We start from the raw sequence: 25759 nt of genomic DNA, 5'->3' as shown, positions 1-25759 counted from the left end.
GGTATTGTAAGGAAGCTGTCGGCGGGTGCCGACAGCTTTATTTTTTTAGCGGTCCAATTAAAAGCTGTCCAGGATGCTTGCTTTTTTCGCTTCATATTCTTCCAGAGTAATCAATTGTTTATCATACAATGTTTTCAATTTCCTTAGTTTTAGCGTAGTTTCATCTTCAGGTTCTTCAACTGGAGCAGGCGCTACATAAGGAGTCGGTGCTACATAGGGGGATGGTGCCGGGGTATGTGGTATAAAAGCGATTGGCTCTTCCTCTATGGCGGGTGTTGGCGCTGTGTTTACAGTTACCGGAGAAGTAGAAGAGCGTCTTTCCTCCAGTTCTACCTGTCTTTGCTGTTCTTTAAATTCTTCCAATTGCTCATGTGCAGCCTGATATAATTTACGGGCCTGAACTTTAGGAATGTACTCTGTAATGATGTTTTCGCCATAAGTAGGTACACAGATGAATTTAGAACCAAAGATCTCCTCTTTGAAAGAAACTTCTTTAATGGTTTTCCAGGAGATGTCTTTAAAATTCATGGTGATCCCAAAATTACCAGGTTCACAATAGAAAATACGTTTATTACTCACTACAATGCAGGTAGGAAGGATGTTCACTGCCGGTCTTTTTTGTACCGCCATATAAATCAGTTCTTCATTTGCACTGAGCATATCATTTAATTTTCCTAAAACCTTTTCAACAGCTTTAGGATCTTGTTCATCACTTAAAAATCTATCAATTAAAATCATATTAATTCTTTTTATAATGCTATCAAAAATTGAACCTGAAATCTACTTGTTTTCCTGGCTTGCTGTTATTTAACCTGGAATTGTTTTTCTTTTAATCCGATTATTTTCCTGCTCCGGAATTGTCTTTTTGAAGCGCAACTGGTCCATGTTTTCAAGAACAATCTGCCCAATTCTCAGATTCCTGTTTTACTGCTTACTCTTCCGAATCGTCGTTTTTATCATATTTTGACTTCTTCACTTCTGCTTTTCCTGCGATACAGATCACAAATTCGCCTTTTAGGATATTGTTCTCAAAATGTTCTTTGATCTCCGATAAAGTACCTCTGACTGTTTCTTCATACATTTTTGTCAGCTCTCTGCTTACGGAAGCCTGACGGTCTTCACCACAGTATTCTGCAAATTCTTCCAGTGTTTTAAGTAATCTATGTGGACTCTCATATAAAATAATCGTACGATCTTCTTCTGCCAATTTCTTGAAACGTGTTTGTCGGCCTTTTTTTACTGGCAAAAAGCCTTCAAAAATAAAGGTGTCAGAAGGAAGTCCGGAGTTTACCAATGCGGGTACAAAAGCAGTGGCGCCTGGCAAACATTCTACAGCAAGGTCATTTTTTATGGCCTCTCTCACCAGGAAAAAACCCGGGTCAGAGATGGCTGGAGTCCCTGCATCAGAGATCAATGCCACATTTTTCCCTTCTTTCAGAAATTTGATGATTTCAGAAGTGGCTTGATGTTCATTGTGCTGGTGGTGGGAATACGCCTTTTTGTCGATCCCAAAATGTTTCAGCATTGGCGCACTCGTACGTGTATCTTCGGCCAGAATTACATCTGCCTCTTTTAGTATCCTTATCGCCCTGAAGGTCATATCTTCAAGGTTGCCAATCGGCGTGGGAACAAGAAATAATTTGCCTTCCATAGTATTTTTTTCATCAGCTCAGCCAAAATAGGGGCCATGTTGAAGGATATTATTCCTACAGATGCCTTATCAGGGTTCGCAATGACGTTTAAGTTATTATCTTTGTTTAAAATATAAAATAATGCTGCAAGTTAACTATATCCGCGAAAATAGAGACAAAGTTTTAGAACGACTGAGTGTTCGTAAATTCAAGCAACCAGAATTGGTTGATGAAATTATTAAAATTGATGAAGAGCGTAGACAAGCTCAAACCTCCTTAGATTCACTTTCCGCAATTGCTAATTCCAGTGCTAAACAAATTGGTGAGCTGATGCGTAATGGAAAAAAAGAGGAAGCGGAAGTATTAAAGTCGGAGACTACAGCAAATAAAGAACAAATCAAAAACCTTTCTGAGGTTTTGACTGCTGCAGAAGAGCAATTGTTTCAATTGATCGTACAATTGCCTAACCTACCACATGAATCTGTGGATACAGGTAATACTGCGGAAGAAAATGAAGAGATATTCATACATGGTGAGCCTGCAGTATTGGGCGAAAATGCAGTACCGCATTGGGAACTGACCACCAAATATGACATTATTGATTTTGAACTGGGTACAAAAATTACCGGTGCAGGATTCCCTGTGTACAAAGGAAAAGGTGCACGCTTACAAAGAGCCCTGATCAATTATTTCCTGGATAAAGCAGTAGATGCTGGTTACAGAGAAATGCAGGTGCCGTTATTGGTGAATGAAGCATCAGGTTTTGGAACGGGACAATTGCCGGATAAAGAGGGGCAGATGTACCATTCAGGTATAGATAACCTTTACCTGATCCCTACTGCTGAAGTACCGGTAACGAATTTATACCGTGATGTCATTTTGAAAGAGGAAGAGCTTCCAATTAAAAATACCGCATATACACCGTGTTTCCGTCGCGAGGCAGGATCTTATGGCGCACATGTAAGAGGTTTAAACCGTTTACACCAATTTGATAAAGTGGAATTGGTACAGGTAGTGCACCCGGATCATTCTTATGAAACATTAGATCAAATGAGTGCTTATGTACAGGATTTGCTAAAAGACCTGGGCCTTCACTTCCGCGTTTTACGTTTATGTGGTGGTGATATGGGCTTTGCTGCTGCCATGACTTACGATATGGAAGTATGGAGTGCTGCACAGCAACGCTGGTTAGAGGTTTCTTCTGTTTCAAACTTTGAAACTTATCAGAGTACCCGTCTGAAATTAAGATTTAAAGGTGCTGCCGGTAAAACACAATTGGCCCATACTTTAAACGGAAGTGCCTTGGCATTACCACGTATTGTGGCTTGTATTCTGGAAAATAACCAAACCGATAAAGGGGTTAAGATTCCTGAGGTATTGGTGAAATACACAGGATTTGACTATATTGATTAGTTCTGATAGCTGAGAATCAGCTTAAATGAATACAAAAGTAATATCAGTTCAGTTCAGCATTAACAAATGACTTGAACATAAAAAAACCTTCTCCATTATGGAGAAGGTTTTTTTATTCATCGGTAGATGATACGATTATAATATTAAGATTAACAACAGAATGATAATGATGATCGCTCCAACAGAAAGATAAACACCGCCACCTAAAGCTTTAGATTGTTTCTTTAGCTCTTTAAGTTCTTTGCGAAGTTCTTTTTTCTCTGTTTTGGACAAATTAGATTTATCCATTGATTTGATTTCCTCTACACGTTCTGTAATTCTCTTCAATTGAACTTGTTGCTCAACGGTCATTTCAGTTTTCTTGTTCTCAGATTTTTCCGCTGCAACAACAGTGTTTGCGCTAACGCCTAGCATAAAGATCAAGGCTAACGAGTAAATGAATTTTTTCATGTGCTATAAGGTTAATGTGTCTTACTATTGTATGACAAACAAAAAACCTACCAAAAAATATTGGTAGGTTTTTTATCAAGGATTTCCAGCTTTAAAAAACGTTGTTTTTAGTGTGTCTGAGGCATATAGCAACATATATTTTAATTTGTTATACGGCCTCTGATTAGCAGGAAAAGACTAAAAGTGTGTGTTCCTGTGGTCAGCTTATCTGATCTCAAACACGGTATTCATTGTGTAAGTCAGTTTTATTTTCTTGAAGTCAATCTCCGGAGCTGGTGCTCCAGCCATATCTGCACTTTCTGATTTCATCATCATTACATTGCGGTACATTGGCTGAGGGTAAGATTCATTGTTTAATTCCTGAATATCGATTACGCCAGCTAATTTATCACCAATTGCTTCTACCAGGTAGGTCGCTTTTGCTTTTGCAGCCTGTAACGCTTTAATTTTCAATTCTTTTTTAGCGCTTCAATTTTCGAATAGTCATAGCTGTCGATATTGGTGTAAGCAATTCCTTTTGGATCTACATCACCAATGATTTCATTGAATTTATTCAGGTCACTCACTTTCAAACGGTATTGTTTGCTCACCAGAAAATCAGGATTTTTCTTTTTCTCTGCAATGGTATAACCTGATAAATTGTTGATCGTTAAATTCTCTTTTGAAATACCAGCAGCCTGAATTGCATTGTACAATTGAGTTTCTAAGGTGGTAATCTCTACTTTCTTTTTACTGTTGTTGTCTTTTAAATATTCTTTTAGAGAGATACTGATGTAAATGATATCTGGAGTCACCTCTGTTTCTGCAGATCCGCTCACGCTAATTTTTTTTCTCAGGTCTACTTGTTGAGCCATGGCACTTAAACTGAATAAGGCAACGAAGGCAAGGGCAAATAACTTTTTCATAATAGTTGTTTTTCTTTTTGTGTATTTGATAAGAAGATGTAAATATCGGGTCAATTCCATATCAACCAATCGCACAATTTACAAAATTGCACTTAACTCATTCATTATGAGTTATTTTTTTTTGTTAAAATTTTTTGCTGAAAAATTTCCGGCGAATAAAAAAGCCCGTAAAACATTTGCTTTACGGGCTGATTAGATTTTATAAAGTTTTAATCTTCTGCAATTTCATTGTTCAGGCCAATTTCTTCATTTATCTCTTCCTTAAAATAAGTTTTCTGATAAATCAGGATCAGGATTACCCCGATAGAAATCGCTGCATCCGCAAGGTTAAACACCGGTCGGAAGAAGATATAATCTTCACCACCCCATATGGGTACCCATTTAGGAAACACACCTTCTACCAGTGGGAAGTAGAACATATCTACTACTCTACCATGAAACCAACCTGCATAACCGTAGATTTTTCCATAAAACACCGAGTCAATGATATTGCCCAATGCACCTGAAAAGATCAGGGCTACATTCATAATTAATCCTCTGTGGTATTTTTTCTGGATCAGGTAATGTAAACCATACCCAATACCTGCTACCGCTGCAATTCTGAATAAAGAAAGGGATAGTTTTCCAAATTCACCGCCAAATTCAAGGCCAAAGGCCATTCCATTGTTTTCAGTGAAGTGGATGATACACCAATCTCCAATAATCTTGAACTCTTGTCCCAGGTACATATTGGTTTTAACCCATGTTTTGATCAGCTGATCAGCGAGTAAGATTAAAAAGATAATCAGTAAAGGTTTAGTATATCCCTTCATTAGCTCTGCTTCAATTTAGCTTCCATACTTAGCGTAGCATGAGGCACTGCACGTAAACGTTCTTTCTGAATCAGTTTACCAGTCTCACGGCAAATGCCATAAGTTTTGTTCTCAATACGTACCAATGCTGCTTCTAAGTTTTCAATGAATTTCTTCTGACGTGCTGCCAGCTGGTTCAATTGTTCTTTTTCTAAAGTTGCAGAGCCATCTTCTAATGTTTTATAGGTTCCTGAAGTATCTTCAGTTCCGTTAGAGTTTGGGCTACTTAATGAGCTGGTCAGTGAAAGAAATTCTTCTCTCGCCATACGTAGTTTTCCTTGAATAAGTTCTTTAAACTCTTGAAGTTCACTATCTGAATACCGTGTTTTTGTAGCTTTTTCCATAATATTATTGTTTTGCGATCGAAATATCTAGTTCAACATCATCAATGACGATTTTGTTTCCACCTTCTAATTTATCTATTAAATTAATTTTATCCGCTAAAATTTCTGAACAAATGTAGGTTTTATTTTGAGCTACTGCATTTGCAATTAGATTATGGTTTTGTAAAGAGACTGTAATGCGATCCGTAACCTCAAAGTTTAATTCTTTTCGTAGATTTTGAATTCTATTAATCAGCTCACGAGACAAACCTTCCTGCTTCAATTTTTCAGTGATGGTTACATCTAAAGCAACGGTCAGGCTGCCCAGATTGGTTACCTGCCATCCCGGAATATCTTCCGCAATGATCTCCACATCAGTCAATTGAACAACATACGCTGTGTTTGGAACCTGGTATTCACCAGTAGCCTCAAAAGCAGTTAATTCCTCAGGACTCATGTTAGTGATCAGCTCAGCCACCATTTTCATTTCCTTACCTACCTTAGGCCCTAAAGCTTTAAAGTTAGGTTTGATTTTTTTCTTGATGAAACCTGCAGCATCAGTGATATACTCAATCGTTTTGATGTTCGTTTCCGACAAGATCAGCTCTTTCACCAATTCCACCTGCTCCGCAAATTTCTTGTCCAATACCGGAATTAAGATCTTCGCCAATGGCTGACGCACATTAATGCTGCTCTTTTTACGTAGGGAAAGCACCATCGAAGAGATGTTTTGTGCCAGTTCCATGCGCTCGTTTAATGCTGTATCAATCAGAGCACGATCTGCTTCATTCCATAAGGTTAAGTGTACAGATTCAGTAGCATTGTTTTGAACAGTTACTGATAAGTTCTGATACAGCCAATCTGCAAAGAATGGTGCTACCGGCGACATGATCTGTGCGATGCTCGTTAAACAAGTATATAAAGTTTCATAAGCTGCTTTTTTATCTGCAGTCATTTCACCTTTCCAGAAACGGCGACGCGACAAGCGGATGTACCAGTTACTCAAATGCTCATCCACAAATGTCTGGATAGCTCTTGAAGCCTTTGTTGGCTCGTAGCTTTGGTAACTCTCGTCTACTTCCGCAATCAGCGTCTGTAATAAGGATAATATCCAGCGGTCTAATTCACTGCGTTCTGCAATTGGTGTTTGGTTTTCCTCATCGATCACAAACTTATCAATGTTCGCATATAAAGCGAAGAAAGAATAGGTGTTGTAAAGCGTTCCGAAAAACTTACGGCGAACCTCATCAATACCATCGGTATTAAATTTAAGGTTGTCCCAAGGGGAAGCATTGCTGATCATGTACCAACGCGTTGCATCAGCACTATAAGTATCGATCGTAGCAAAAGGATCTACGCCATTGCCTAATCGCTTAGACATTTTGTTGCCGTTTTTATCCAGCACCAATCCATTGGATACCACGTTTTTAAACGCTACACCCGGATTGCCTACCTTTTCGTTGATCGCTTTAATTTCTTCGCTCGACTCGCTTAACATCACCGCAATGGCATGTAAAGTAAAGAACCAGCCACGGGTCTGATCTACACCTTCAGCGATAAAATCAGCAGGATATGAATTCGCAAATTCTTCTTTGTTTTCAAAAGGGAAATGCCATTGTGCATAAGGCATGGCACCGCTATCAAACCAAACATCGATCAGGTCTAATTCACGAACCATTTTTTCGCCGTTATCAGCCGTCAGGATCACATCATCCACATACGGACGGTGCATATCTTTCAGCTCAAAACCAGCTTCCATATACCCTGCAGCAACAGATTTCTGGATTTCTGCATTCAATTCCTCGATAGAACCGATACATTTTTCCTGCTTACCATCTTCTGTACGCCAGATTGGTAAAGGAGTACCCCAATAGCGCGAACGCGAAAGATTCCAGTCTACCAGGTTTTCCAGCCAGTTGCCAAAACGGCCTGTTCCGGTAGCCTCAGGTTTCCAGTTGATGGTTTTATTTAAAGCCACCATTTTCTCTTTTACCGCTGTCGTTCTGATGAACCAGCTGTCTAAAGGATAATATAGGATTGGTTTGTCAGTTCTCCAGCAATGAGGGTAACTGTGTTCATATTTCTTAACGTCGAATGCTTTGTTGTCTTCTTTTAATTTGATGGCAATCAGTACATCTGTTGGTTTAAAATCAGCAGCAGCACGTTCTTCGTCCGAATAGTATTCTTCTTTTACATAACGACCGGCGAAATCCGTCACCTCTTTTACAAACTTACCCTGTTTGTCTACTAAAGGCGCATCATTGCCATTTTCATCTTTCACCAATACGGAAGGAACACCTGCTTCTTTGGCGATACGAAAATCGTCTGCACCGAAGATAGAAGCAGTGTGAACGATACCTGTACCATCTTCTGTAGTTACAAAATCACCGGGAATTACACGGAAAGCATTTGCTTCCAGGTCTTCATTAGTCACATAAGGCATCAATTGATGGTAATGCAAACCAATCAGGTCTTTACCTGTAAATTCTTTAACGATAGTCCATGGAACCAGTTTGTCGCCACCTTTATAATCTTCCAAAGCAATTGCTGCAGCATCTGCTTTAAAGTGTTTTCCTACCAGATCTTTGGCAAGAATTACACTTACCGGAAGGAAAGTATAGGGGTTGAATGTTTTCACTTTCACATAGGTGATTTTCTCGCCAACGGCCAATGCACAGTTAGAAGGCAAAGTCCATGGGGTAGTGGTCCAGGCGATAATCGCGGTTTCTTCCTGCTCATTTTCAAAAAGATCTGCCATCAATGGATGCTGCTGACCCTTTTTAAGAAAAAACTGGGCGGTAATTGACGTGTCTTTCAGCATCTTATACGTACCCGGCTGGTTCAGCTCATGCGAACTCAATCCTGTTCCTGCAGCAGGGGAATATGGTTGTACAGTATATCCTTTGTATAAAAGTCCTTTGTCGTAGAACGATTTTAAGATCGACCATAAGGATTCAATATATTCACTTTCGTAAGTGATATAGGGGTTTTCCAGGTCTACCCAATAGCCCATTTTTTCGGTCAGGTCATTCCATACATCAGTGTATTTCATCACCTCCTCTTTACAGGCAGTATTGTATTCTTCCACGGAAATTTTCTTACCGATGTCTTCTTTAGTAATGCCTAATTTCTTTTCTACAGCAAGCTCAATAGGCAATCCATGGGTATCCCATCCGCCTTTACGCTTTACCTGAAAGCCTTTTAATGTTTTATAACGGCAAAAAATATCTTTAATCGCACGTGCCATCACATGGTGGATCCCAGGCATTCCATTTGCAGAAGGCGGGCCTTCATAAAACGTGAATGGGTTCGCTTTTGAACGCGTAGAAATGCTCTTCTCAAAGATATTTTCCGCTTTCCAAAATTCAAGTATTTCTTTTCCTATTTTAGCTAGTTCCAGCTGTTTAAATTCCCTATACATCAATCAAGTATCTCCAAAAAATTAAGGTTGCAAAGTTACATTTTTTAGAATTAAAAAATGCATTCTTATCCTTGGCACTCCGCCAAGGACCACTCATAAACCGAAGGTTGTTATTATTAAGCTCGTAAATTAGGAAAAAAAATAGATTTATCTCCTTCCTGGCCTCCTCTGAGAGGATTTCTTTTTGAACATTGGTTTGGTTTTTGTTAACAATAAATGATAAACTAATGACCTCCTATTATGATCAAAGTAATGAAACTTCAGAAAGCGGTATATGCCATTATCCTTGGGGTAATCGCACTGGTGGTCTACATCATCATGGCGACCAGTGGACAGCAGTATAATATTTATGCGCTCGAATTGGCAGGCCTATGTTTTATGGTTGCAGCGATTCTTTTTCTATATCCGCTATGGACAGCAAAAGAAGATGAGCGTGGTGAGGTAGAGTTGGATGTAGAGAAACAGGAAGAACAGGAAATAAAGCAATAAAGAAAACAGCTGCTGCCAACTGTTTTCTTTAAGTCATTAATTTGAGTTAGAGGATTCCGCCCATATATGGATCGGTTGTGCTTTCTTCACCGGTTTCCACATGACCAGCATAGTGTTTCATAAAGCCATTGTGTCCAGCTACCTCAATTGAAAAATCATACCATGATTTGCTTTTTTGCAGATCTACGATCACTTTAGCCTTTCCTTTTGCTGATAAAGAGATTTCCTGAGTCTTGTTCTTCTGATAACTCAGGTCTTTGATCTTAACTTTTAGTGGAGTAACGCCTTCATTTTCCAATAACAGCTGGATGTTGCCAGTGCCTTTTTTAGTTAGCAGACCAGTCACTTCATAGCCGCAGCTGGTTTTTAAAGCAGGATCCTGTGTATTGCCTTTAAACTGACGGAAAAATCCATTTGGACCATTGATACACAAATGATAATTGTCTTTTTCGAAATCAGATAATTTCAAATGATCGCTAATTCGATCCCCGGCAAGTACTGCATAATTCCATATTTTACCAGGCTTCTGCTGGTAATTTGCCCGACTGTACATTAGGAATGGCGCACCTACAGGAACTAACTTCTGTCCGAAATTACCTTTTCCTGATTCTAAATCTATTTGAATGGTTTTCTTTGTAGAATTCACATGTACATCTGCAAAAAGTTGATATGGTAAAGCACACGCCGGTTTTGTTCCTTTTTCCTGCTGCGGCATGGCCGATGAGGAGGCGGTATCAAAAGCAGTATGTGCATTGATATTTGAAATTTCGGCTGCGGTTAAAGGATCAGGCTTTACCTGCGCTGGTTTATTTTTTGCATTCTGAATTCCAGTAATCACTGTTTCTTTTTTCAGTGCAGCAAAGGGTTTCGAGGGCGCTACTTTTGCAGGTCGGAATACAGAGGTTAAGTCTCCGCAAATTGCCCTTCTCCAGCTGCTGATGTTTTTGCTTCTGATATTTTTCCCAGTTTTCTGACCCAGGAAGTTTTCTAAAAACATCAGACAAGAAGTATGGTCAAATACCTGTGAATTCACGTATCCACCTTTGCTCCATGGCGAAGCGACCAGCATCGGTACCCGATAACCTAATCCAATCGGACTGTCTTTTTTCAATTCATAGTCCGGTGCAATGTCTATCTGCTCGGAAACTTTTCCAGAATTACTGTCTCCGGGTTTCGGAACTACGTAAGGCGGGATATGATCAAAATAACCGTCATTCTCGTCATAAGTAAGAATGAAAATGGTTTTTTTCCAGACTTCAGGGTTTTTTGTCAGGATGTCTATCGCTTCAGAGACATACCAGGTACCATATAATGGAGAGCTGGTGTGGTCGGAAAATCTTTGAGGAGCCACCAGCCAGGAAACAGTAGGTAATTTTCCGTTGTCTACATCAGAGCGGAACTGGTAGAAAATATCGTTTTTCGGAATGTTTATCGTCTGTGATTTTCCTTCATCATCATTAAATGAAAAAGGAGCAAGTTCCAGGTAATTTTCGGGAGCATTGATGTTGCTGGCAAAAGCTTTGTCGATCAGGTTTTTCTCGCGATCGCTCAGTTGATTGTATTTTTCAGTTACTTCTGCGGGTGTTAATGCCGGTTTGGCTGTTTTATCGCCGTTCTTTCTGAAGTAAGCAGCAAGTTTAACCTGGTATCGTTTCACATATTCTATGGCATTATCACCATAATTACCCAGCCAATCGTCTATATTATCACCCGGTAAATCGGCGGTCCAGATTTCATTCTGGTAGATTTTCCAGCTTACATCGTGGTCTTCCAGCAATTCCGGGAAAGTATCCCAGTCTACAAAAGCGTTGTCGCGGGATTCTGCCTGAGAATTATTCACCGCAGCAATGGAGGTTCCATTTTGCTCTGGACGGATGGTGCCTGTCCAAAAAAATAGCCTGTTTGGGGTAGTTCCGGTTAAGGAAGAGCAGAAATTATGGTCGCAAATAGTGAAGGCATCAGCCATTGCATAGTAGAAAGGAATATCCCTGCGATCGTAGTAACCAAGTGCCAGGTGAGATTTTACAGGGACCCATTTGTCATATTTTCCTTCATTACGGGCCGCAAGCTGGTCTGACCAGGAATGCGGCAAACCACCTTGCCAGGTGATTTTGGTCTTGTTGATGTCTACATGAAAGGGTGCATAAGTTTTTCCGGCAGCATCCTGCTGAAGCCATACTTTGTCTTTATTCGGTAGACTAAAAGTTCTGGGGTCGTTGAAACCCCGAACTCCTTTTAATTTACCAAACAGGTGATCGAAAGAGCGGTTTTCCTGCATGAGGAACACCACATGCTCGGCATCACGAAATGTGGTTCCAGGGTCTGCACTGATGGCCATTGCCTTTTGAATAGACATGGGGAGTACGTTTGGAAGTCCGGCAGCTCCGGACAATAGGGCTGCTTTCTTTAAAAATGATCTTCTTGAATTCATGGTGGTTCTAGGTGTGTGTATTCAAATGTAATAACTATGACAATAAAAAAAGTGAGGAGGGTAGCGAAAAAATCTCGATCACCTTTATGTAACAATTATTATAGAAAATCATGCCCTTTCTGACAGTGATTTCTCTGGATTTATGTGTATTTTACGTGTTCAAACACACTAAAAGTAATTCAATATGATAAAGTATTTTGGCAGCGCCCTGGTTCTTGGTGGCGTGTTGACAACTTTGCTGAGTTTTGATGAAAAGCCTCAAATCAAGCCTCAGTCCACCCCATTAAAAAAATACAGTATTGCTGATCCTCGTTTTCTGGAAGAAAAAGCAGCCTTAAACTATCGTAATTTTTGCGGTGGCTGCCATGGCGAAAAAATGGATGCCTTTGTGGATCGCCAATGGAAACATGGCAATAAAAAGAAGACCTGGTAAAAGCCATTAAACATGGTTATGCCAATGAAGGAATGCCTTCTTTTGATTCCGCATTTACTGATGTAGAGATTAAAGACCTGGCTGATTATATCTTAAAAGGGATCAAGAATGTAGACCGTTATACGGATTCCGATAAACCTAAGAGTAATATCTTCAAAACAGAAGCGATGACCATTCGTCTGGATACGGTAGCAAAAGGAATGGATATTCCCTGGGGAATGGCCTTTTTACCTAATCAGGAATTATTGGTGACAGACCGTAATGGTAAATTCTACCGTGTTAGTAAAGACAAATCTTTACAGAATATCCAGGGAGTACCGGCCTTATTAAATAAAGGACAAGGTGGATTGATGGATGTGGTACTGGATCCGAATTTCGCACAGAATAAAACTATTTACCTTTCTTACTCTAAACCTAAAACGGAAGATGGTGTGTTATTGGCCACTACCGCCGTGTTGAAAGCGAAACTGGAAGGCAATCAGTTGACCGGGCAAAAAGATATTTTTGTGGCCAAACCATGGTCTCGCACCCAGCACCATTATGGTTCCAGACTTGCTTTTGGTAAAGATGGATATCTATATATCTCCGTTGGAGAGCGTGGAAATGAAAAAGAAAATCCTCAGGAAATTAAAGGAAATGACCTGGGCAAAATTCATAGAATTAAAACTGATGGCAGTATTCCATCCGACAATCCTTTCGTGAAAACTGCTGGAGCTGCAACTTCGATTTATACTTATGGAAATAGAAATCCACAAGGGATGACGATCCATCCGCAAACTGGAGCTATCTGGGAAAATGAACATGGACCAAGAGGTGGTGACGAAATTAATATTGTACAGCCGGGTAAAAACTATGGCTGGCCGGTAGCGACCTATGGCATCAATTACAATGGAAAAGTGATCAGTGATGTTTCCGAAAAAGAGGGGATTACGCCGCCGATCCATTATTGGATTCCTTCGATAGGACCAAGTGGTATGGCTTTCGTGACTGGAAGCCGTTATAAAGGCTGGGAAGGTAATTTGCTAACAGGATCTTTACGTTTTCAGTACTTGAATAGAAGTGTGCTAAAAGATAATAAAGTGACTAAAGAAGAGATTCTTTTCAAAAATATCGGCAGACTAAGGGATGTGAGAATGGCACCAGATGGTTATATCTACATTGCAGTAGAATCCCCAGGGATCATTTACAAACTGGTACCGGTTAACTAACGGTAAAAGTTTTACTCAGCCATAAGGATAAAGGGAGTAATAGCACGATCAGTAATGCGATATACCAGATGCCAAAAGCGCTGGCCCAGGCCGCATTCAGCAGGATCAGGGCAATTACTCCTGCCTTTACTGATTTATCTATGTTCTCGCCTACTGGATTGTCGACTGCTTTAAATAAAGGCGTGAAAATCATCAGGTAAAAAGGAATTACAAAGAGAATAGTCATTAGGAAAAAGCCCTTGCTATTGGCAATAAATAAGATACAGGCAATTACAAAAGCATATAAGAAGGCGGCAAGGTATAAGCTGGTTTTACTTTTATCATTTCCTTTTCTTCTATTGATAATGGTTAGAGAAGCAATGTAAACAATAGGAATAACGGCAATCACGAGCCACCAGATTTCCGGAGTTCTGGAAAAAATACTGACCCCCAAAAGCAGGTTTAATCCTCTGCATAAACCCATATTGATGGGGCCGATCACGGTTAGGTGCTTCGACCACTTATCATAAGTTAAAGCTGCAATTAAAATGAGCAGCGCCAATACGAGTGACGTCAGGTTTACTGAGGCTGCGGCAATGATGCCGATGGTAAAACAAATTCCCCCAAAAACCGCTGCGTCTTTCTGACTGATTGCCCCACTTGGAATTGGACGTCCTGGACGTTCCTTTTTATCTTTCTCTACATCAAAAACGTCATTGAAGATCACACCGCCGCTATAAAGCCCAAGTGTAGCTATACAAAGCAGTAAAATAGGAACCAGATGCTCGAAATCGAAGGCGTTAGTTAAAAAGTATCCTGAAATAGCCACACCTGCAAGCACATCTGCAACAGACGTGACCAGATTGGCCGGACGAATGATGGTGATATAGGCGGTTTGGTGCTTCACAGAATGATCAGTTAAGTTATACGTTAAGCGCTGAAAACACAGCTTCCTCCAGATATAACAAAGTAATTTAAGTTTAGGTTAGTTTATCACTACAAATAAACATATAAAAAAACCTATTTAACCCTAATTTATTCTTTTGGTAACGGTTTTTCTACTGAAAAGAGGGGTTGAGCGCTGTTTTATAATAAATGGCGCTCAATTTCATCTGCAAATCGAGATTTACTGCGAATGGGTAAGCAATTTGGGGGATAATTGCAGTAAATATTAACGGTTCAATAATGCGGTGGCACACCATAAAATAGGCGCTTGTCCATGTAAATCTCCAGTATTTCGTTTGCGATCCAGGTAATATTGGCGGTCGTCCTTTTTATTTGTCCCTTCGCACACGTCCGAAATATCAGCATCTGCATTGAGATAACTGATCAATCCCAACCAGCCATTTCTTGCTGCTTTTCCATAAATGTCTTTATCCAGCCAGCCGTTTTTTACACCAGTAATCATGGCGAAAGTAAACATACCCGTTGCTGAAGTTTCCGGCCATGCTTCCGGATCGTCGATCAGCTGATTCCACATGCCATTTTTACCTTGATATTTAAGTAACGAAGCCATCATATCCAGGTATCCTTTTAGGATTCTTGGTCTGTAGGAATGTTGTTTTGGCATAGAATTAAGCAGTTCGGCCATGCCTGCCGCCATCCAGCCATCACCTCTACCCCAGTAATAAGGCACATCTGGCGCATGGTAAAATAAGCCGTTTGGTTTTTGAAGTTTATCCAGGTAAAACACCATTTCTTTGGCCGCACGGTCGATATATTGCTGATTACCTGTAACGCGGAAAGCTTGTGCCTGCAAAGTAGTGATCATATACATATCGTCAATCCATAGCCGTGTTTGCCAGGTATAACCTTTATTGTAGAACTCATGAGACTCTGGTTTTACCCTCGGGCCTTCCGGTGGCCCCCATTGTTTGTCGGCAATGGCAAGTCCCATATCCAGGTATTTTTTATCTTTTGTCTGTTTGTATAGCTCTAAAGGCACAGCACCAAATACACTGTAATCTACATGGTCTGGTATAGGAATCATTTTCTGTTCTACTCCAAAAAATGGCTCAAAACGATCTGCTAATTGCTTAAGCAAAGGTTTATTACCACTGGATTTTGCAAAAGTACGGGCGCCATACCAGGCCACAGATTCCGGATAAGTGATCACTCTTGGTGGTCCCGGTTTATTAAAGTTGGTGTGAGGAGTCTGGACAAATCTTGCGGCAACCCGGTTGCCGATCTCCTGTGGAGAACTGCCCTTTGGCCAGTTCTTTAAATCCGAGGGGTTGGATTGTGCATGTAAAGGGGTAGTCGCAGAAAAGAATAACGAAAAAATAAGTCCGCCGATGCGGGGAATGATGTTTCTGTTGTTCATGGTTTGCCTGATTTAAGATATGGTTGGTTTATGGTGGCTGTTTTATTGTTGTCTTAATCGTTATTTCTGCCTGCTTTATCTGTTTTGCGTATTTAAAGTTAACTTTTATTTGATTTTTGGAAAATGTAGACTTTGCTTGTAACCTCTTATTTAACTATTTATGAGGATAATTGACCGTTTTTGATGATATTGTTTACTAATTAGCTAACTTGGAATAGTAATTTTAATCCTCTAATTATTTAATTGCAAGCTTTCCAATTATCAAAACAGATAAACATGAAAAAGTATTTCTTCTTAATCTCTATGGTCTTTTTGTCCATTTCCCTAAAAGCACAGCGTCAGTTGATTAAGCTCTGGGAAACCGATAGTGTGGTAAATATGCCAGAATCGGTTTTACACGATCCTAAAGCGAAACTCTTATATGTGTCTATTATGGGAAATAGTCCAGATGATAAGGATGGAATTGGAGGGATCGGAAAGCTAGGTCTGGATGGACGGGTGATCAATCTGGAATGGATTACCGGCTTAAATTCTCCAAAGGGACTTGCCAAATTTGGAAACTTATTGTATGCTGCAGATTTAACAGAAGTCGTGGTAATGGACATCGCTAAAGGAAAAGTGCTCCGTAAAATCCCCATTGAAAATACCAAATTCTTAAACGACGTTACTGTGGATGATAAAGGAATAGTATATGTATCTGATTCCAGGACAAAAGAGATTTTTAAAATCGAAAATAATGTTCCTTCGCTATATCTGAGCAATTTGAGTGGCGTAAATGGATTAAAAGCCATCAAAAAAGATTTGTATATTCTTGCTGGTAAGAAATTTTTGAAAACAGACGAAAATAAAAAGATTACTGAAATCGCGGAACTTCCTGCTGGCGGTGACGGATTAGAGCCTATTGGTAATGGCGATTTTATCTGCTCTAGCTGGGGTGGTTATGTCTATTATGTAACCGCTGATGGTAAAACTGAAGTATTACTGGATACGCATTTGGAGAAAAAAAACACTGCAGATATTGGCTATGATCCGGTAAAAAAGATCGTTTATATCCCAACTTTTTATAAGAAAACAGTAATGGCTTATCAATTGAAGTAGTTAGTTGATCCTCAATAACAATAGCCGGATTTCTGTCGAAATTTCCGGCTATTGTTATTTAGTGGCATCCAATAATATTGCCAGTTGTACGCAAGGCTGATCCGAGCGGTTGCTCCAGGCATGGTTTGTTCCTTTTTGGATCACAATATCACCGGTTTTTAGTAGGGTTTCCTCTTCATCAAGAATGAGGTAAAGTTCTCCGGATAAAATGATAATGTAATCTAAAGTATCAGTTTTGTGCATCAGCGGATGTGCTTTGTTTGCTATCATTTCAGGAATGCCCAGATCCTTGTCGGGAGGAATACTTACATACCTAAAATAACTGCCTTGTTTTGGTGGGTCTGGAACCAGGGTATTGTCAATGAGGAGTTCCTGTGTTAAATCCACGGGCATGGAATTGGTTGCCCATATATCGGAAATCAGCAATCCAGGAAGGTGTTCCGAAACATTGGTTACCTTTTTATCTTCTACAATCAGGGAGCGACCGTTTTTAAGGCCGGTTACGATTCTTCTTGGGATCGCGCTTATTTTCATGTAGGCAAAGTTGAATATATTCCCGGTTTTAGCTGGGTATGGTAATGGGAAAAAGCAGTATTAATATGGGATCTTTCGCTCTTGCCGGAATTGTAGCTTATCTTGCAGCATGGAAATTAATCACGAAAACTTCTCTGTCAGTATTGCATCGCATGAAAACTGGAAGAAAAGAGGGAAATCAAGTAATTTCTTTGAACTGGTATATATCCTGGAAGGAGAAGGGGAGCAGTATGTAAATGGGAGTACGCATCCTTATGTTGCAGGTGACATTTTTCTATTGCCCTCAGCGAGCTGTAATGGGTATGTGATTGACAAGACTACCCGTTTCCTCTTTATCCGTTTTACCAGTAATTATTTTTCTGCGAACCCTTCCAGTTCTGTGAATTACAGCGATTGGTTTAACCGGTTAAATTTCATCATCGGAAATTATGACCAGGGAGAAGGTGATTTGATCCCCAATGCGGTAGACAAAGCGCATGTCAAATCCTTATTTAACCTCATCGTTGCGGAGCATTACAGCGAAAACAGCTGTTCTGTCTTTCTTGTGCAGAATTTGCTGGTTTCCATATTGGTGATCATCTCCAGAAATATTGAAAAACAGTTGTTCCATGGACAGTCTTTTCCGGAGAAACGATTTGTGAGTATGCTTCATTTTATCCACTATAACCTGCTGGATCAGGAAAAGGTAAGTGTTGAGGGCGTGGCTTCCCGTTTTCATATCTCAGAAAGCTATTTCAGTGAATATTTCAAAAGAAACGCAAAAGAAAACTTTCGGGATTATGTGCTGCGGTCGAAATTGAAAATCGCTGAAGCGCGTGCTGCACTCACTACTAGCTCTTTTAAAGAAATTGCAAATGAGCTGGGGTTTACAGATAGCAGTCATTTGAATAAAATGATGAAGAAGTATTATCAGGTAGGAATGCGGGAAATCCGGAACAAAGTGGATCCATTGCAGTCAAAGCAGTAGTAATGCCCTTGAGGTCTTTTGCGTATTTTTGTTCTAAGAAAAGTATCCAGGATTTTATGTGATGATCCTATTTTAAATTATTCAATACCATGTAAATATTATTTATGAGCAGTCTTCTAAAAAACATTTATTCTCCAGCATTTTATCAGCAGCTTGCTGAAGTATTGATACAAACCCTTCCTTCTTTTGATCAAAAGAAATTCATCGATGATATTTATGATGGAGATTTTGAAAGCAAAGAATTGAAGGCAAGAATGAAACACACCGCAAAGGTATTGCATCAGTTTCTTCCTGTGGATTATGGGCATAGGGTCAGCTTATTAACGGAAGTCGTTGCTGAGCTTCGCAAATCAGGGCGAGGGGAGGATAGTCTGGCTTACATGTTCTTACCAGACTACATTGAAACCTACGGCATTGATGATTTTGAAAATTCGATGATTGCAATTGAGTTTTTAACTCAATTTGTTAGTTGTGAATTTGCAGTCAGGCCCTTTATGCTGAAGTATGGCGCACGTATGCTGACACAAATGACGGAATGGTCTTTACACACGAATCATAAGGTGAGGAGGCTTTCTAGTGAAGGAACCAGGCCAAGATTGCCTTGGGCAATGGCATTGCCGGAATTAAAAAAGGATCCGAGACCTGTATTGCCATTGCTGGAGAACTTAAAAAATGATCCTTCAGAATGGGTGAGAAGGAGTGTGGCGAACCACCTCAATGACATTGCTAAAGATAATCCAGATTTGGTGATTGAAATTGCAAAGCGATGGAAAGGAAAACATAAAGAGACAGATGCGATCATTAAGCATGGCTGCCGTACCTTATTAAAACAAGGTCATATAGAGATTTTAAAGCATTATGGCCTGGATAGTGAAAATGTGAAGGTCAGCAATTTTCAAATCGCTACACCGGTTACTCCAATTGGCGGAGAACTGCATTTCTCATTTGATCTTGACAATGAGCTTTCGGAAACACAGACCATCAGGTTGGAATATGGATTGTATTACAGGAGGCAAAATGACAGTTTGTCGAAGAAGGTATTTAAAATCAGTGAAAAGAGTTATGCTGCAAATGAAAAAGTGGGCGTTTCCAGGAAACAGAGTTTTAAATTGATTACTACCAGGAAATTTTATCCGGGAATACAGCAGCTATCGATTATTGTGAACGGTGTGGAAAAGGTGCTAAAAGAGTTTGAATTAAGTGAATAAGAAGTTTTAAACAGTAAAAACAGCTGTTACTAACACCTTATGCACATACTTATACACGGGTTCTTCACCGCTTATCCACATGGTTTTGTTATTGTTTTTATGGCTTAAATAGCTGTTTTTCAGCTATTAAGTTGTTTTAGATTTATCAGAAATTGTGGATAACTATTGATTTTGTTAATTAACATTTAATAGCTGTGTATCTCAATAGTCTTTGCGATCTTATAAAATCAACACTGGAGGGGGAAATACCTGAAGGAAAATATTTGCCCTTTTGTTGAGGATTGTGCAGGCTTTTCATGGGGATAAAGAGGGCTGATTTCAGCAGACTTTGGATCAATGCCAAAAGTTGTGGAGCAAGAGATAAAATTATAGCTTTGTCTATCTATATCCCATTTTATTTATGCCTTCTGCGAGCACCACTTTACTTCGTCTGTTTTTACCGGAATTTATCATAGAGAATTTTGAATTTACCAATGCCATTGAAGACCCTGACACTTTTCATATTCAGTTGGAAGAACTCAATCAACTGCCTACAGAATGGGGCTCGCTCAAGGTGCAGTCAAAAGGTTTTTTCCCGCAGATCGTGGTTCAGGATTTCCCCATTCGTGGACATAAGGTCTTCTATCATATCAAACGCCGGCGCTGGATCAATTTGGAAAGCGGCAAAGTGATCTACCGGGATTGGACTTTAGTTGAGAAAGGAACGCGAATGACAGGAGATTTCGCGGCTTTTTTAAAAGAAATCAATCGATACAGCCCCGAGTAGCGTTGATACGATCAGTTCATTTTATGGTGTAAAGGTCAAAAACCTGCTTCGTCAGTACCGTGATTACCTCAGCGACTTTAAAAGCTGGGATCAAAAAGCACATGCAAAACAATGGCTATTATACCCGGAGAATCTTGGTGAACAGCTCTCCATTGATGAAACCAGTCTGTCCCATGGTGAACTTTATACTATTATCACCAATAAAGCTGCTAAAGGTAAAAAAGGGGCTATCGTGGCTATTGTAGCGGGAACTAAAGCCGAAACGGTGATTTCTGTATTGCAACAAATTCCTGAACGGCTGAGAAAAAAGGTGACCGAGATTACCCTGGATATGGCAGGTAATATGGAACTAATCTGCAAACGTTGTTTTCCAGGAGCTATCAGAGTCACTGACCGTTTCCATGTGCAGAAACTGGCTACCGAAGCGCTACAGGAAATGCGGATTAAACATAGATGGGAAGCGATGGATATCGAAAATGAAGCCATTGAGCAATCAAAGAAAACAGGCCACCCTTTTCATCCGGAAGTACTCCATAACGGGGATACGGTCAAGCAATTACTCGCCAGGGGAAGATACGTATTGTATAAAAAGCCTGCCGATTGGACCCAAAGCCAAAAGGATCGTGCTGAGCTTCTATTTGAAAGATTTCCTGATCTTAAAACAGCATATGGGCTGAGTATGGGGCTTAGTCAGCTATTTGAAAACACAAAGAATAAGGTCTTTGCACTGGCCAAGCTGGCTAAATGGCACGAAAGAGTCAGGCAAACTGGCTTCAAGGCTTTCAACACCATTGCAAGATCGATACAGAATCATTATCAGACCATATTAAACTACTTTGATCGCAGATCTACAAACGCTTCTGCCGAATCTTTCAACGCCAAAATCAAAGCTTTTAGAGCTCAGTTTAGAGGCGTCAAAAATATTGAATTCTTCCTTTTCAGACTTACACAATTGTATGCTTAACAGCGAAATTCAAACCACTGCTCCACAACTTTTGGCATTGATCCAGGACTTTATGGATTGAAGAATGGCTTAGAATAGGATTACACGGAAATAAGGATGGTCACTGTGTATGGGAAAAGCAAGTTCGGATTTACTTTTGAATGTGATTTCTGGCTGGAGAACTCTTAAAATAGAAGACATAAAAAAACCTTCCAGAAAATCTGAAAGGTTTTGGTGGGAAATGAGGGGTTCGAACCCCCGACCCCCTCGGTGTAAACGAGGTGCTCTGAACCAGCTGAGCTAATTTCCCTTTTGGTTTACTCTTTTTGTTTTAAAACAGTTGAGTGTCTGTTTTGGTGGGAAATGAGGGGTTCGAACCCCCGACCCCCTCGGTGTAAACGAGGTGCTCTGAACCAGCTGAGCTAATTTCCCTTTTGCTGTACTCTATTTGTATCAATTACGAGCTGAGTAAGCTCTTTCCCGTTTTGCAAAGTTACCTTCGTTTTGGGATTGCAAATATACACCCTTAAATCAGTTTTGCAAAAATATTTTCAACTATTTTATGATAATATATCTTCCAGAACCTGATGTGAGCGGATTTCTCCAAAAGAAGCTGTGTGTAAGGTATAGTAAATCAGTATTTTATCAAGGATTCTACGACGAGTTTTATTATCTAATTTTATTTCAATTATTTTTTCGAAAGGCAAAATAAATAGTGAAATAAAGAGCACTGCGTCGTCCTTCTCGATAAAATGTGGGTGTACGGGAGGTAAAGATTTAAACTCTCCTTCCTGTAAATCGAAATAACTTTGGTCACTTTTGGTCTGTGAACTTGGTGCAAAACCGAGGTAACGCGATAATTTTAACAGAAAAGCCAGGTGAAAATTCACATTTGTACCCTGAGATTCATCAAACCAGCAGACCGCATTAAAGATAAAATCAAATAAATACTCGTCGGTCATCTGCTGACGGATACTTTTATACAGCACCTCATTCAGGAACATGGCCATTGTACTTTTCAGAATGTCGTAAGGAATGCTGCTAAAAATAGGGGATGGCCTCAGCTCAGAAATGCGTTGGATGCTGGAGTTTACTTTATGGTAAACCACCATATCTACCAGATGCAGGGGCTGGAGCATGTTCATTCTGATCTTTGCCTTCGGTTTTTTTACCCCGTTGATCAGGTAAGACTGCATGCCAAATTTCTCGGTAAACATCTGTACCACCACACTGCTCTCACTATATAGTGTCGTTTTTAATACGATTCCACGTGTTTTATGTAGCATAATAGATTTTTGGCAGGAAAATGATCAATCCAATCAGAACAGCCGCAAAGGCTGCAATCAGCACTGCTCCTGCAGCCACATCTTTAATGATTTTTGCTTTTGGATGGATATCCGGGGAAACTAAGTCCACCAATACTTCTATGGCGGTATTTAACAATTCTGAGCCCAATACGATCCCTGAAGCTGCTATAATCCAAAGCCACTCCGATGAATTCAGCTGATAATACCATCCGGCAATGCCGACCAGCATCAGCACCACTACATGAAATCTGAAATTAAATTGGCTTTTGCTGGCGTAAGCGATTCCAGAAAACGCATAACCAAAACTCTTGATAAATTTAGTCATAGCTGCGGTACAAATTCTATTTTGTAACCTTACAAAGTACGTCATGCTTTACTGGATTTCCAATTATAAAATGCGCCATCTTGCTTTTAATCGCAAATTGATGGTGAGGTTTCGGTGATGTTGGATCCGATTGCATAAATGTAGAAGATGATTTAATCCCGGTCGAAAATTAAAATAACCTTACCTTTGTCGATCATTTAGCCGAAGGTAATGTCAATAGAGAAAAACGAGTTACACCCAAGAAACAAGCACCGTTCCAGGTATGATTTTCCGGAACTAATTAAAAAATTGCCGGAATTACGTCCTTTTGTGGCGGTCAATCCTTATGGTGATGAGTCCATAGATTTTTCAAATCCCATGGCGGTGAGGTTGTTAAACCAGGCGTTACTGAAACATTTCTATCAGATAGACCATTGGGATATTCCTGAAGGATACCTTTGTCCGCCGATTCCAGGAAGAGCAGATTATGTACATTACCTGGCGGATTTATTGGCCTCCGTAAACGCTGGTGCTGTCCCCCAAGGCGGAAAAATTAAAGGCCTCGATATTGGTATTGGTGCAAATTGTATTTACCCCATCATTGGACATCAGGAATATGGATGGTCATTTGTAGGCTCTGATGTAGATTCTTACGCAATAAAGTCTGCTAAAAACTTAGCCACGATTAATCCAGCTTTATCGGCCTCCGTATTTCCAAGATTACAAGCACATAAAAATCAGATTTTTAAAGGCATATTGAAACCGGGAGAGCTCTTTGATTTCACGATGTGTAATCCACCGTTTCATGCTTCAGCGGAAGAAGCAAGCGCAGGATCGCAAAGAAAAGTGAGAAATTTAGGTACTCAGAGAGGTAAAACCCCTGTGTTGAATTTCGGTGGACAGCAAGCCGAATTGTGGTGTGAAGGTGGGGAAGTTGGCTTCATCAGAAAGATGATTCAGGAGAGTGAAACCATCGGGAAGCAATGTTTTTGGTTTAGCACACTGGTTTCTAAAAGCATGCACCTTCCCTTTATTTATACTGCTTTAGATAGAGTTAATCCGGTACAAATTAGAACGATAGAGATGGCACAAGGACAGAAGATCAGCCGTTTTCTGGCCTGGACATTTTTAACTACTGAGGAGCAGGAGCGCTGGAAGGCTGATCGCTGGTCTCCAAAGAAATAAGTACTGTGGCTTTTTTATTTTTGAAAGCGCCAATCGGCGCTTTCGTTTCTATATGTTTAAAGAATAAGGTATCACTTTCTTTGAAGCGCTTTTTCATCATGCAATGAAGGTGAAGACATTTGATCCAATTCAGGGCAGTGGCCTTATCTTTCCATATTTCAGGATATAAATAAACTTCATTTCCCTCAATACGGATGATATTTTTCTCTTCGAGTTCTTTTACGTTGGCAATAATCTTTGCCGTTTGTGCGGCTAGATTGGCCGTATTTTGAACTTTCTTTTTTGCGTAAATCATGTGCCTAAGATTCTAGTAGTAAAGTATCATCTTCATCATCGGTCAGGCTCAGTTGAATGGTGTCTGTACCGGCAATTCCTTCAATAGAGCCACGGATATGTGCGGCATTTAACATCACTTTTTCCAATTGTTTCTCTCTTGCTTTCCACATTTTTTCCATGGCATCACGTTCTTTCTGAATCGATAATTTCATGCTCATGAATCCTTCCCGGATTGCTTTCCATTGTTCAGAAAACTCGTTGCTGGTCAGGTAATCGTATAACATGTGCATTTTATCACCACGGTTTTCCTGTGATTTGGCCGCAGAAAACAACTTCACAATACCGTCTCGAAGGATGTAAGAAACTGCTTTTACCTCATCAAATGAACAGATCCATACCCCATCTTTTTCACCAAAGCAATTCATTCCTTTAGGATAGCACTGGGTCACAATTACGGCTACATCTACACCCATGCTGCGCATGTCTTTCTTTAATTTCTCTATCCATTCCATGGAGAAATCTTTGGTGCGCTTACTTTCATAAATGATTTTCCCGCATTCCTGCCCAAATTGATTCCTGACGTGGTGAACACAATCTGCACCTCTTACGCCTTTACCAACTTCGGTAATCAGGTCAAAAGGGAAGGCATTGCGCAATAATTCTTCAAGAATCAGCTCCTGAACTTCTCCTTGTAATTGCATAGATCCTTGTTCCGCCTTGCGCTTCATTTCTTCCGCCAGCTTTTTCTGATCATCCAATTGTTTCTCCAGCTCTTTGACGCGGAGCTGGTGCTCGGTATCTTTAAGGTTGTTTTTTTCTGTTTCTTGTTTTCTGATCTGCTCCACCATTTCGGCACGCTGCTCCTGAAGTTTCCGATGCAGCTGCAGCTCCATCTCTTCTTCTTTCTCCTTCATCGCTTTTTCTTTCATCAGGAAATCCAGCTCTTTGGAACGTGCAAGTTTTAGCTTTTCTTCCGCTTCCTTCTGGGCATTGTCCATCATGGCGAGTTTGTTCTCAAAATCACTGGCAATACTTTTTCTCAGCGTTTCCTCGATGGCAGTTTGCAGCACCTTCTTTTCTTCCGTCAACTTTTTCTCAAAAGCCTGGGCCTGCAGTTTTTGCTGCTGCTCATAAACCTGTTCCTGGTCCTTTTGCTGCTGTGTTAATTTGCTTAGCTTCTGTTGGTATTCTTCATCCTTTTGCTTTGTAAAAGTGACCATCTTTTCTCTGAGGTCTTTTTTATACTCCTCCGCCATCACTTCTTCTATTGGAAAAGTATGGGCGCAATTCGGACATTTTATTTCTGTTGACATA

At 40.1% G+C, this 25759-nt stretch carries 26 protein-coding genes and 2 tRNA genes; 10 read left to right on the top strand and 18 right to left on the bottom strand.

The features are described 5' to 3' along the window. Positions 1–57 precede the first annotated feature (57 nt). Entirely contained in the window at positions 58–738 is a 681-nt protein-coding gene (locus tag AQ505_RS24260) for a PH domain-containing protein (protein WP_062550540.1), read from the bottom strand. Positions 739–931: 193 nt separating this feature from the next. After that, the gene (gene rsmI, locus AQ505_RS24255) at positions 932–1651 is read right to left on the bottom strand and encodes a 16S rRNA (cytidine(1402)-2'-O)-methyltransferase (protein ID WP_062550539.1); all 720 of its coding nucleotides are present in this window, start codon (positions 1649–1651) and stop codon (positions 932–934) included. Between the two features lie 121 nt (positions 1652–1772). Between rsmI and serS the strand changes: the two genes are divergently transcribed. Beyond that, positions 1773–3044 (top strand): serine--tRNA ligase, encoded by a 1272-nt coding sequence (gene serS, locus AQ505_RS24250; RefSeq protein WP_062550538.1) that lies wholly within the window; start codon positions 1773–1775, stop codon positions 3042–3044. A gap of 135 nt (positions 3045–3179) precedes the next feature. Here the strand turns inward: serS and AQ505_RS24245 are convergent, their stop codons facing one another. The 6 genes from AQ505_RS24245 to ileS all read right to left on the bottom strand — a co-directional run bounded on the left by AQ505_RS24245 (position 3180) and on the right by ileS (position 8994). Continuing rightward, entirely contained in the window at positions 3180–3494 is a 315-nt protein-coding gene (locus AQ505_RS24245) for a hypothetical protein (protein WP_062550537.1), read from the bottom strand. A gap of 204 nt (positions 3495–3698) precedes the next feature. Then, positions 3699–3947 (bottom strand): SIMPL domain-containing protein, encoded by a 249-nt coding sequence (locus tag AQ505_RS27285; protein ID WP_335337978.1) that lies wholly within the window; start codon positions 3945–3947, stop codon positions 3699–3701. Further along, the gene (locus AQ505_RS24240) at positions 3944–4399 is read right to left on the bottom strand and encodes an SIMPL domain-containing protein (protein WP_335337977.1); all 456 of its coding nucleotides are present in this window, start codon (positions 4397–4399) and stop codon (positions 3944–3946) included. Before AQ505_RS24240 ends, AQ505_RS27285 begins: the two co-directional genes overlap by 4 nt. A 209-nt stretch (positions 4400–4608) precedes the next feature. After that, positions 4609–5211 (bottom strand): lipoprotein signal peptidase, encoded by a 603-nt coding sequence (locus AQ505_RS24235; protein ID WP_062550536.1) that lies wholly within the window; start codon positions 5209–5211, stop codon positions 4609–4611. Further along, positions 5211–5594, bottom strand: coding sequence for a TraR/DksA family transcriptional regulator (locus tag AQ505_RS24230; RefSeq protein WP_062550535.1), 384 nt, complete (start codon positions 5592–5594; stop codon positions 5211–5213). The genes AQ505_RS24235 and AQ505_RS24230 overlap by 1 nt, the downstream gene beginning before the upstream one ends. A gap of 4 nt (positions 5595–5598) precedes the next feature. Beyond that, a complete protein-coding gene (ileS, locus tag AQ505_RS24225) occupies positions 5599–8994 on the bottom strand; it encodes an isoleucine--tRNA ligase (RefSeq protein ID WP_062550534.1) in 3396 nt (1131 codons plus the stop codon). A 240-nt stretch (positions 8995–9234) separates the two neighbouring features. On the opposite strand from ileS, the gene AQ505_RS24220 reads away from it, so the two are divergent. Further along, the gene (locus AQ505_RS24220; RefSeq protein ID WP_062550533.1) at positions 9235–9483 is read left to right on the top strand and encodes a hypothetical protein; all 249 of its coding nucleotides are present in this window, start codon (positions 9235–9237) and stop codon (positions 9481–9483) included. Positions 9484–9529: 46 nt separating this feature from the next. Here the strand turns inward: AQ505_RS24220 and AQ505_RS24215 are convergent, their stop codons facing one another. After that, complete coding sequence (locus AQ505_RS24215) at positions 9530–11914, bottom strand: phosphocholine-specific phospholipase C (RefSeq protein ID WP_062550532.1); 2385 nt, start codon at positions 11912–11914, stop codon at positions 9530–9532. A 184-nt stretch (positions 11915–12098) separates the two neighbouring features. Here AQ505_RS24215 and AQ505_RS27025 point away from each other — a divergent pair, with 184 nt between their 5' ends. Together AQ505_RS27025 and AQ505_RS24205 are read left to right on the top strand one after the other, a co-directional pair. Beyond that, positions 12099–12347 (top strand): hypothetical protein, encoded by a 249-nt coding sequence (locus AQ505_RS27025; protein WP_062550531.1) that lies wholly within the window; start codon positions 12099–12101, stop codon positions 12345–12347. A 32-nt stretch (positions 12348–12379) separates the two neighbouring features. After that, the gene (locus AQ505_RS24205) at positions 12380–13555 is read left to right on the top strand and encodes a PQQ-dependent sugar dehydrogenase (RefSeq protein WP_231634976.1); all 1176 of its coding nucleotides are present in this window, start codon (positions 12380–12382) and stop codon (positions 13553–13555) included. On the opposite strand, the gene eboC is transcribed toward AQ505_RS24205, so the two are convergent. Continuing rightward, a complete protein-coding gene (eboC, locus tag AQ505_RS24200) occupies positions 13548–14441 on the bottom strand; it encodes a UbiA-like protein EboC (protein ID WP_231634975.1) in 894 nt (297 codons plus the stop codon). The two genes, AQ505_RS24205 and eboC, sit on opposite strands and share 8 nt — an antisense overlap. A gap of 264 nt (positions 14442–14705) precedes the next feature. Beyond that, positions 14706–15857, bottom strand: a complete 1152-nt coding sequence (locus AQ505_RS24195; RefSeq protein WP_082461701.1) for a glycoside hydrolase family 88/105 protein — start codon at positions 15855–15857, stop codon at positions 14706–14708. 276 nt (positions 15858–16133) lie between these two features. Here AQ505_RS24195 and AQ505_RS24190 point away from each other — a divergent pair, with 276 nt between their 5' ends. Beyond that, positions 16134–16955, top strand: a complete 822-nt coding sequence (locus AQ505_RS24190; protein WP_062550530.1) for a hypothetical protein — start codon at positions 16134–16136, stop codon at positions 16953–16955. 54 nt (positions 16956–17009) lie between these two features. Here AQ505_RS24190 and AQ505_RS24185 read toward each other — a convergent pair whose 3' ends face one another. Continuing rightward, a complete protein-coding gene (locus tag AQ505_RS24185; RefSeq protein WP_062550529.1) occupies positions 17010–17489 on the bottom strand; it encodes a cupin domain-containing protein in 480 nt (159 codons plus the stop codon). Between the two features lie 109 nt (positions 17490–17598). Between AQ505_RS24185 and AQ505_RS24180 the strand changes: the two genes are divergently transcribed. The 4 genes from AQ505_RS24180 (at position 17599) to AQ505_RS24165 (ending at position 21394) form a co-directional block, all read left to right on the top strand. Beyond that, on the top strand, positions 17599–18456 hold the full coding sequence (locus AQ505_RS24180; RefSeq protein WP_062550528.1) for an AraC family transcriptional regulator: 858 nt from the start codon (positions 17599–17601) through the stop codon (positions 18454–18456). Between the two features lie 104 nt (positions 18457–18560). After that, on the top strand, positions 18561–19664 hold the full coding sequence (locus tag AQ505_RS24175) for a hypothetical protein (protein ID WP_062550527.1): 1104 nt from the start codon (positions 18561–18563) through the stop codon (positions 19662–19664). 400 nt (positions 19665–20064) lie between these two features. Beyond that, a complete protein-coding gene (locus AQ505_RS24170) occupies positions 20065–20430 on the top strand; it encodes an ISAon1 family transposase N-terminal region protein (protein WP_062546818.1) in 366 nt (121 codons plus the stop codon). Then, the gene (locus AQ505_RS24165; protein WP_062546817.1) at positions 20411–21394 is read left to right on the top strand and encodes an ISAon1 family transposase; all 984 of its coding nucleotides are present in this window, start codon (positions 20411–20413) and stop codon (positions 21392–21394) included. Before AQ505_RS24170 ends, AQ505_RS24165 begins: the two co-directional genes overlap by 20 nt. A gap of 211 nt (positions 21395–21605) precedes the next feature. On the opposite strand, the gene AQ505_RS24160 is transcribed toward AQ505_RS24165, so the two are convergent. The 4 genes from AQ505_RS24160 to AQ505_RS24145 form a co-directional block, all read right to left on the bottom strand. Next, positions 21606–21683: transfer RNA gene (locus AQ505_RS24160), tRNA-Val, on the bottom strand. Positions 21684–21727: 44 nt separating this feature from the next. Further along, a tRNA-Val gene (locus tag AQ505_RS24155) sits at positions 21728–21805 on the bottom strand. Between the two features lie 128 nt (positions 21806–21933). Next, positions 21934–22659 (bottom strand): DNA repair protein RecO, encoded by a 726-nt coding sequence (recO, locus tag AQ505_RS24150; protein ID WP_062550526.1) that lies wholly within the window; start codon positions 22657–22659, stop codon positions 21934–21936. Continuing rightward, positions 22649–23005 (bottom strand): diacylglycerol kinase family protein, encoded by a 357-nt coding sequence (locus AQ505_RS24145; protein ID WP_062550525.1) that lies wholly within the window; start codon positions 23003–23005, stop codon positions 22649–22651. Before AQ505_RS24145 ends, recO begins: the two co-directional genes overlap by 11 nt. A 210-nt stretch (positions 23006–23215) precedes the next feature. Here AQ505_RS24145 and rlmF point away from each other — a divergent pair, with 210 nt between their 5' ends. After that, positions 23216–24169: a 23S rRNA (adenine(1618)-N(6))-methyltransferase RlmF gene (gene rlmF / locus AQ505_RS24140; RefSeq protein ID WP_062550524.1), complete on the top strand. Its 954-nt coding sequence runs from the start codon at positions 23216–23218 to the stop codon at positions 24167–24169. Here rlmF and AQ505_RS24135 read toward each other — a convergent pair. Continuing rightward, positions 24117–24464, bottom strand: coding sequence for a hypothetical protein (locus AQ505_RS24135; RefSeq protein WP_062550523.1), 348 nt, complete (start codon positions 24462–24464; stop codon positions 24117–24119). The two genes, rlmF and AQ505_RS24135, sit on opposite strands and share 53 nt — an antisense overlap. Before the next feature lie 4 nt (positions 24465–24468). Continuing rightward, the gene (locus tag AQ505_RS24130) at positions 24469–25758 is read right to left on the bottom strand and encodes a DUF2130 domain-containing protein (protein ID WP_062550522.1); all 1290 of its coding nucleotides are present in this window, start codon (positions 25756–25758) and stop codon (positions 24469–24471) included. Between the last annotated feature and the right edge of the window lies 1 nt (position 25759).

It is taken from the genome of Pedobacter sp. PACM 27299 (assembly GCF_001412655.1).
Classification (GTDB): domain Bacteria; phylum Bacteroidota; class Bacteroidia; order Sphingobacteriales; family Sphingobacteriaceae; genus Pedobacter.
The sequence above is the reverse complement of the archived record's forward strand: the minus strand, read 5'-3'. Positions and strand labels throughout refer to the sequence as shown.

Excerpts from the sequence above, each read along its gene's own strand:
- AQ505_RS24135 (WP_062550523.1), bottom strand. The coding sequence starts at position 24,464 with ATGATTTACGCAAAAAAGAAAGTTCAAAATACGGCCAATCTAGCCGCA.
- AQ505_RS24145 (WP_062550525.1), bottom strand. The coding sequence starts at position 23,005 with ATGACTAAATTTATCAAGAGTTTTGGTTATGCGTTTTCTGGAATCGCT.
- AQ505_RS24170 (WP_062546818.1), top strand. The coding sequence starts at position 20,065 with ATGCCTTCTGCGAGCACCACTTTACTTCGTCTGTTTTTACCGGAATTT.
- AQ505_RS24185 (WP_062550529.1), bottom strand. The coding sequence starts at position 17,489 with ATGAAAATAAGCGCGATCCCAAGAAGAATCGTAACCGGCCTTAAAAAC.
- rsmI (WP_062550539.1), bottom strand. The coding sequence starts at position 1,651 with ATGGAAGGCAAATTATTTCTTGTTCCCACGCCGATTGGCAACCTTGAA.
- AQ505_RS24205 (WP_231634976.1), top strand. The coding sequence starts at position 12,380 with ATGCCTTCTTTTGATTCCGCATTTACTGATGTAGAGATTAAAGACCTG.
- AQ505_RS24190 (WP_062550530.1), top strand. The coding sequence starts at position 16,134 with ATGAAAAAGTATTTCTTCTTAATCTCTATGGTCTTTTTGTCCATTTCC.
- AQ505_RS24260 (WP_062550540.1), bottom strand. The coding sequence starts at position 738 with ATGATTTTAATTGATAGATTTTTAAGTGATGAACAAGATCCTAAAGCT.
- AQ505_RS24240 (WP_335337977.1), bottom strand. The coding sequence starts at position 4,399 with ATGAAAAAGTTATTTGCCCTTGCCTTCGTTGCCTTATTCAGTTTAAGT.
- AQ505_RS27025 (WP_062550531.1), top strand. The coding sequence starts at position 12,099 with ATGATAAAGTATTTTGGCAGCGCCCTGGTTCTTGGTGGCGTGTTGACA.
- AQ505_RS24180 (WP_062550528.1), top strand. The coding sequence starts at position 17,599 with ATGGAAATTAATCACGAAAACTTCTCTGTCAGTATTGCATCGCATGAA.
- AQ505_RS24245 (WP_062550537.1), bottom strand. The coding sequence starts at position 3,494 with ATGAAAAAATTCATTTACTCGTTAGCCTTGATCTTTATGCTAGGCGTT.
- rlmF (WP_062550524.1), top strand. The coding sequence starts at position 23,216 with ATGTCAATAGAGAAAAACGAGTTACACCCAAGAAACAAGCACCGTTCC.
- recO (WP_062550526.1), bottom strand. The coding sequence starts at position 22,659 with ATGCTACATAAAACACGTGGAATCGTATTAAAAACGACACTATATAGT.
- AQ505_RS24230 (WP_062550535.1), bottom strand. The coding sequence starts at position 5,594 with ATGGAAAAAGCTACAAAAACACGGTATTCAGATAGTGAACTTCAAGAG.
- AQ505_RS24195 (WP_082461701.1), bottom strand. The coding sequence starts at position 15,857 with ATGAACAACAGAAACATCATTCCCCGCATCGGCGGACTTATTTTTTCG.
- ileS (WP_062550534.1), bottom strand. The coding sequence starts at position 8,994 with ATGTATAGGGAATTTAAACAGCTGGAACTAGCTAAAATAGGAAAAGAA.
- AQ505_RS24235 (WP_062550536.1), bottom strand. The coding sequence starts at position 5,211 with ATGAAGGGATATACTAAACCTTTACTGATTATCTTTTTAATCTTACTC.
- AQ505_RS24175 (WP_062550527.1), top strand. The coding sequence starts at position 18,561 with ATGAGCAGTCTTCTAAAAAACATTTATTCTCCAGCATTTTATCAGCAG.
- AQ505_RS24215 (WP_062550532.1), bottom strand. The coding sequence starts at position 11,914 with ATGAATTCAAGAAGATCATTTTTAAAGAAAGCAGCCCTATTGTCCGGA.
- AQ505_RS24220 (WP_062550533.1), top strand. The coding sequence starts at position 9,235 with ATGATCAAAGTAATGAAACTTCAGAAAGCGGTATATGCCATTATCCTT.
- AQ505_RS24130 (WP_062550522.1), bottom strand. The coding sequence starts at position 25,758 with ATGTCAACAGAAATAAAATGTCCGAATTGCGCCCATACTTTTCCAATA.
- serS (WP_062550538.1), top strand. The coding sequence starts at position 1,773 with ATGCTGCAAGTTAACTATATCCGCGAAAATAGAGACAAAGTTTTAGAA.